This window comes from Janibacter hoylei PVAS-1 (assembly GCF_000297495.1).
Taxonomy (GTDB): domain Bacteria; phylum Actinomycetota; class Actinomycetes; order Actinomycetales; family Dermatophilaceae; genus Janibacter; species Janibacter hoylei.
On sequence record NZ_ALWX01000099.1, the window covers coordinates 1 to 5,412 of the forward strand.

The following is a 5,412-nucleotide window of genomic DNA, read 5'->3' on the forward strand; positions in this document are numbered from 1 at the left end:
CATGACGTGGGTGCCGTGCTTGGCCAGGCGCGCGGCCCGCCGCACCGGGCTTTCACTCATCTCCCCGGAGCGCACGACGTCGCGCCACAGCTCCTCGAGGCGCCCCACCCCTTCGACCGTCGGGTCCGCGGCGACGAAGGCGCCGTTGAGCGAGCCGATGCTCGTGCCGACGACGAGGTCGGGGGTGATGTCCGCGGCGAGCAGCGCCTGCAGCATGCCCACCTGGGTCGCTCCGAGGACGCCGCCGCCACCGAGGACGAAGGCGGTCATGGGCATGGCGTCAGATTACTGCGCCGGCGTGTCGGCCCGCGGGTCGGAACCGTCCTGGGGGATGACGTCGACGCCGACCTTGAGGCTGGAGCCACCCCCTTCGCCGAAGATCACGCCCTTGAGCGGCGAGACGTCGCGGAAGTCGCGGCCCCACCCGGTGACGATGTAGCGCGAGTCGGCGAAGTGGTTGTTCGTCGGGTCGAGGTCGACCCAGTCGCCGTCGGGGGTCATCGCCGCGACCCACGCGTGCGAGGCGTCTGAGCCCTGGAGCTTGACCTTGCCCGGGGCCGGCCGGGTCTCGATGTAGCCCGAGACGTAGCGCCCGGGGATGCCGACAGCGCGCAGGCAGCCGGCGGCGAGGTGGGCGAAGTCCTGGCAGACGCCTTCACGCTGGGCGAGCAGCTCGGGCAGCGTCGTCTTGACGCTCGTCGTGCCCTTGGCATAGGTGAAGTCGCGGTAGATGTCGGAGTAGAGGGCGACGAGCGCCTCGCCGAGCGGCCGGTCGGGCGGCAGGATCCCGGCCGAGTAGGCGATGACCTCGGGCGCGATCTCGACGAGGGCCGACGGCAGCAGGTACTGGGCCGCCTCGGCACGGTCGATGCCGTCGCCGGCGGCGATCTGCTCCGCGGCCTCCGCGACGGTCCACGCGTTGAGCCGGTCCATGTCCGGCGCCGGCCACTCGATCTCCATGAGGCTCACCTTGTGCACGTCGAGCACCGTGTGCGGCGTGCGGACCTCGTAGAAGCTCGAGTGGTTGCCGAAGTGGTCGACGTGCTCGGTGAGGATGTGCGGCTCGGGGCTGATCTCGACGCGGTGCTCGAGGACGCGCTGCCGGCTCGTCTCCCGCGGGCGCAGCAGCGCCCGGCCGAAGGAGTCGGTGACGTACTCCTCGTAGGTGTACGTCGTGCGGTGGCGCACCTCGTACTGCCGAAGGGTGTGGTGCTCCGGCTTGATGATCGGCACCAGGGGGTCGCCCGTGGCGACCGGCTCGGGGGCCGGGGGGCGTGACGGGGTGGCGCTCACCAGGACTCCTCTCCACCGTTCCACTGGACCCACTGCACGTTGCGCCCGGCCTGCTTGCGGCGGAAGTAGGCCGCGTCGACGGAGCGGTGCACCTCGCGCAGCTGGGTGCCGAGGCTCGACAGGCTGCCGGCGAGCGGGGCGCGACCGTCGGCGAAGAGCCCGTCGAGGTCGAGCCCGGCGATCCGCTCGGCGATCTCGCGAACGGCGGGCAGCGCGGCCTCGTCGTCGATGAGCTCGAGGTCCTCGACGAGGCGGTCGACCTGGAAGGCGACCGAGCGCGGGTTGGTCACGTCGCGCAGGAGCAGGTCGACGGCCGCCTGCAGTGCCGACATCCCACCGAGCCCGGAGGTGAGCCGGCGGCGGTAGGTGATGACCGACTCGGCCGCGAGGAGCGCCGACTCGGTGGTCGTGCCCTCGACGACCGGCGCCCGCTCGACGGCGAGCACGGAGGCGAGCAGGCGGATCGTCTGCTGGGCGCGCTCGACGCGCTTGCCGGCGTCGGCGAAGGCCCACGCCGGGTCGCGGATCAGCGACTCGACACCGATGCCGGCGAGCGCCAGCAGGCCCTCGATGGTCTCCATGAGCAGCTCCTGCAGGTCGTCCTGCGGGACGGCGTGCTGGAGGGTGCGCTCGAGGCGCGACATGACGAGCCAGGTGTCGAGGGAGAGGCTCTCGCGGACCGCCTGGGCAGCGATGACGGCGCGGTGGGTGCTGTAGGCGACCGACCCGACGATGCGGGGGTCGAGGGTGAGCGCGCGCAGGTGCGGCAGCGGGTCCTCGCGGCGGCTGGCCCCCTCGTCGCCGACGAAGCCGGGGTGCACCGACATGACCTCGGTGACCGCGTCGAGGATCGCGAGCATCGCGGCGTGGCCGGTGGTGCCAGGGCGGGCCGCGTGGTCGTCGACGAGGTTGTCCGCGACCCGCAGCAGGCGGGCGGCGGCCTCGGCGCGCTCGGCGTAGCGGCCCATCCAGTACAGGTCGGCGGCGACACGGGGTGCGGGGGCCGCGTAGCCGGCGGCGGTCCCCCCTTCGACCGTGGCGAAGGGGAGGCCCTCCCCCTCGGGGGGCGGTCGCCTCGGTGTCGGCGCGGACCCACACGTCCTTGCTCATCGCGCCGGTGAAGCTCGAGATGGCGCCGGAGTCGGCGCGGACGGCGAGCCGGCCGAGGCCGCCGGGCATGACGACGTAGTCCTCCTCGTCGGCGACGGCGAAGGTGCGCAGCACGACGCTGCGCGGCTCGAGGCCGCCGGCGGTGACCACGGGTGCCGTCGACATCGTCAGCGGGTCCTGCGCGGTCCAGCGCCACGGCTCGGCCTGGATGCGCATGGCGAGCTCGTCGCGCTCGTCGGCGCTCAGCTCCCAGCCGAAGACCGAGTTGCTGTTGCCGCTGCGCGAGGCCGGCTTGACGACGAGGCTGGAGAGGTTGGTGACGATGTGGCTGAGGTGGGTGGGCTCGCCGGCCCACCACGTCTGGGTCGAGGCGAGGGAGAGGTCCTCGCCGAGGACGTGCCGGCAGATCTGCGGCAGGTAGGGGATGAGCGCCGGGTTTTCGAGCACCCCGGAGGAGATCGGGTTGACGATCGAGACGTGGCCGAGGCGGGCGGCCTCGACGACGCCGGGCAGGCCGAGGCGGGAGTCGCCGCGCAGGTCGAGCTGGTCGATGGCATCGCCCTCGACGCGGCGCATGATGACGTCGACCGGGGAGAGCCCGCTCGTCGTGCGCATCCAGATGCGGCCGTCGCGGCTGACGAGGTCCTCGGACTCGACGACGGGCACGCCGAGCACGGTGGACTGCAGCGCCTCGTCGAAGGCCGCGTCGCTCAGCGCGCCGGGCGTGAGGATGACGATGCGGGGCACGTCGTCGGTGTCGGGGGCGGCGGCGACGAGCGCCTTGTGCACGTGGAAGAAGAACCCGCGCAGCCGCGCGAGGTCGACCTCGCGGTGCAGGTCGGGCAGGACGCGCGCGATGATCCGGCGGTTGGCCATGGCGTAGCCCGCGCCGGTCGGTGCCTGGGTGCGGTCGGAGAAGACCCGCCAGGCCCCGTTGCGGTCGCGGGCGAGGTCCATCGCCGGCATGACGAGCTGGCGGGGCCCGGGCAGGTGGATGCCGTCGGCCTGCGGGAGCCAGCCGTCGTGCCCGTAGACGGCGGCACCGGGCAGGATCCCGGAGCGCACGAGGCTCTGCTCGCCGGTGAGGTCGGTGAGCACGGCGTCGAGCAGGGCGGCGCGCTGGCGCACGCCCTGCTCGAGGCGGGCCCACTCGGTGGAGCCGAAGGTGAGCGGCAGCGGGTCGAGCTCCCACTCGCGCGGCTCGGTGGGGATCTGGCGCCCTTCGGGTGCCTCGCTGTCCTCGGGGGAGACGCCGGCGCCGTAGGTGATGCCGTCGTCGGCGACGAAGCGCCGGGTCGCCGAGCGCGCTGCGAGGAGGGCGGTCAGACCGGCGCCGGCGATCTGGTCGGCGAGCGGCTGCGCCGCCTCACGCACCCCGTCGAGGGTGACGAGCTCGTCGACCCCTTCGCTGCTCGTGACGATCTCGCGGTAGTCGTCGAGCAGGGGTGAGGACCGGTCACCGATGGCCGCAGCGGACATGTGGCGACACTAACGCTGTTGGGTGGACTGGCCCGAACCCCATCCGCCCCACGTTTCTCGGGTCACCCGAGAATCGCCCCCTTCGCAAGAGTTTGGAACCCTTGCGAAGGGGGCGTTTCTCTTGCTGAGTCGGCGCGAAGGGGGGGTCAGCGCCTCCCGTGGCCCCGGCCGACCTGCGTGTCGACCCACACCAGCCGGTGGTCGCTCGTCGGGAAGGGGTAGCTGCCGGTGAGCCGGTACAGCGGGTGCTCGCTCGTGGGCCAGAAGACCCGTGCGTGCCGGATCGGCAGGTCGCGGCTCGGCAGGACGTAGTCGGCGCGGATGTTGCCCGGCGGCTCGGCGAAGTCGGCGGTGTCCTGCGCGGGGTTGCCGACGTGCTCGTCGTTGATCCCGCCCTGCTGCTCGCTCGCCTCGACGGCGCCGCGGCTCGTCGGGGTCACCGAGGTGTTGACCCGCGGGTGGTCCAGGAGCTGGTGGATCGCGTCGTCGGTGCTGTCGCCGTCGTCGGGGTCGGCGTTCTGGTCGCCCGCGATGACGAAGCTGGCCCCCCGCGGGAGGCCACCTCGCCTCCCTTCGTCGTCGCGGATCCAGCGGGCGTCCGTGCCGCCGGAGACATAGTCGGCCCACAGACGGATCTCGTCGGCGTTGCGCCGCCCGTTGCGGTCCTCGGGCCCGTCGAAGGTGGGCGGTGTCGGGTGGCTGGCGAGGAGGTGGACGGTCCTGGCGCCGATGCGGATCGGCAGGTCCCAGTGGCTCTTGCTGCTCAGCCGCAGGTCGGCCTGCTCGGCGGGCGAGTAGTAGTCGGTGGGCATGCGGTTGCCGGGCATCGACTGCCACTTCAGCTGCTGGAAGGTGCGCACCTTGCGCGTGTCGATCGGGTACTTGCTGTAGACGACCATGCCGTACTGCCCGGGGAAGAGCCCGAAGCCGTAGGCGTCGTCGCCCCCGCCGACGGTCCCGTCGTTGTTGAGGTCGTGGCCGCTCGGGACGCCCGTGTTGCTCGGCGCGATGTAGTGGTAGGGGTAGTCCACGGGGTCGGCGCCGCGCTGGCCCACGGCCAGGTAGTTGTCGCGAAAGAGGCGAGCGGCCTTGCGGGAGTAGTCGAACTCGTTGACGAGCACGACGTCGGGGTCAGCCCGCTGGATCGTCTCGGCGACGTTGCGCGCCTGCTCGTTGTCACCGGTCGACAGGTCCTGCTCGAGCTGGCCCTCGGTGGCCCGGTTGAGCGAGGCGTTGAAGGTCGCGAAGCGCACCTCCTGACCATGGTGCGGGTGCTTCCCCTTCGGCCGGTGGTCGTGGGCGGTGGCCGGGGCGGCCAGGGTCAGGGCGAGGGCGGCCGCGCCGACGAGCGCGGCGGTCCGGCGGGTGCGTGGCGTCATGCTCCCGACGCTAGGGCCGAAGGGAGAACACCGCCTGTCCAATGGACCAACGCTTCCTCCCCGCCCCCTGAGGAGGTCGCCCCGCGACCGTCTCGAAGGGGGCCCCCCACCCCCACCGCTCCCCTGAGGAGGTCCGCCCCGCGACCGTCTC

The 5,412-nt window shown here is 72.7% G+C and carries 3 protein-coding genes and 2 pseudogenes; all 5 read right to left on the reverse strand.

What is annotated here, in order from left to right:
- The coding region (locus B277_RS15245; RefSeq protein WP_193788276.1) for a patatin-like phospholipase family protein at positions 1–276 on the reverse strand (276 nt) is incomplete at its 3' end.
- A gap of 9 nt (positions 277–285) precedes the next feature.
- A complete protein-coding gene (locus B277_RS19345; RefSeq protein ID WP_007929912.1) occupies positions 286–1,293 on the reverse strand; it encodes a transglutaminase family protein in 1,008 nt (335 codons plus the stop codon).
- A pseudogene (locus B277_RS19350) lies at positions 1,290–2,276 on the reverse strand (alpha-E domain-containing protein); the annotation flags it as partial. The gene B277_RS19345 and the pseudogene B277_RS19350, both read right to left, overlap by 4 nt.
- Positions 2,277–2,505: 229 nt before the next feature.
- Positions 2,506–3,882, reverse strand: a pseudogene (locus B277_RS20415) (circularly permuted type 2 ATP-grasp protein); the annotation flags it as partial.
- Positions 3,883–4,028: 146 nt separating this feature from the next.
- A complete protein-coding gene (locus B277_RS15260; protein ID WP_007929919.1) occupies positions 4,029–5,261 on the reverse strand; it encodes an endonuclease/exonuclease/phosphatase family protein in 1,233 nt (410 codons plus the stop codon).
- Positions 5,262–5,412 lie beyond the last annotated feature (151 nt).

What these genes read in the sequence shown, in the direction of transcription:
- B277_RS15260 (WP_007929919.1), bottom strand. Translation starts at nt 5,261, where the DNA reads ATGACGCCACGCACCCGCCGGACCGCCGCGCTCGTCGGCGCGGCCGCC.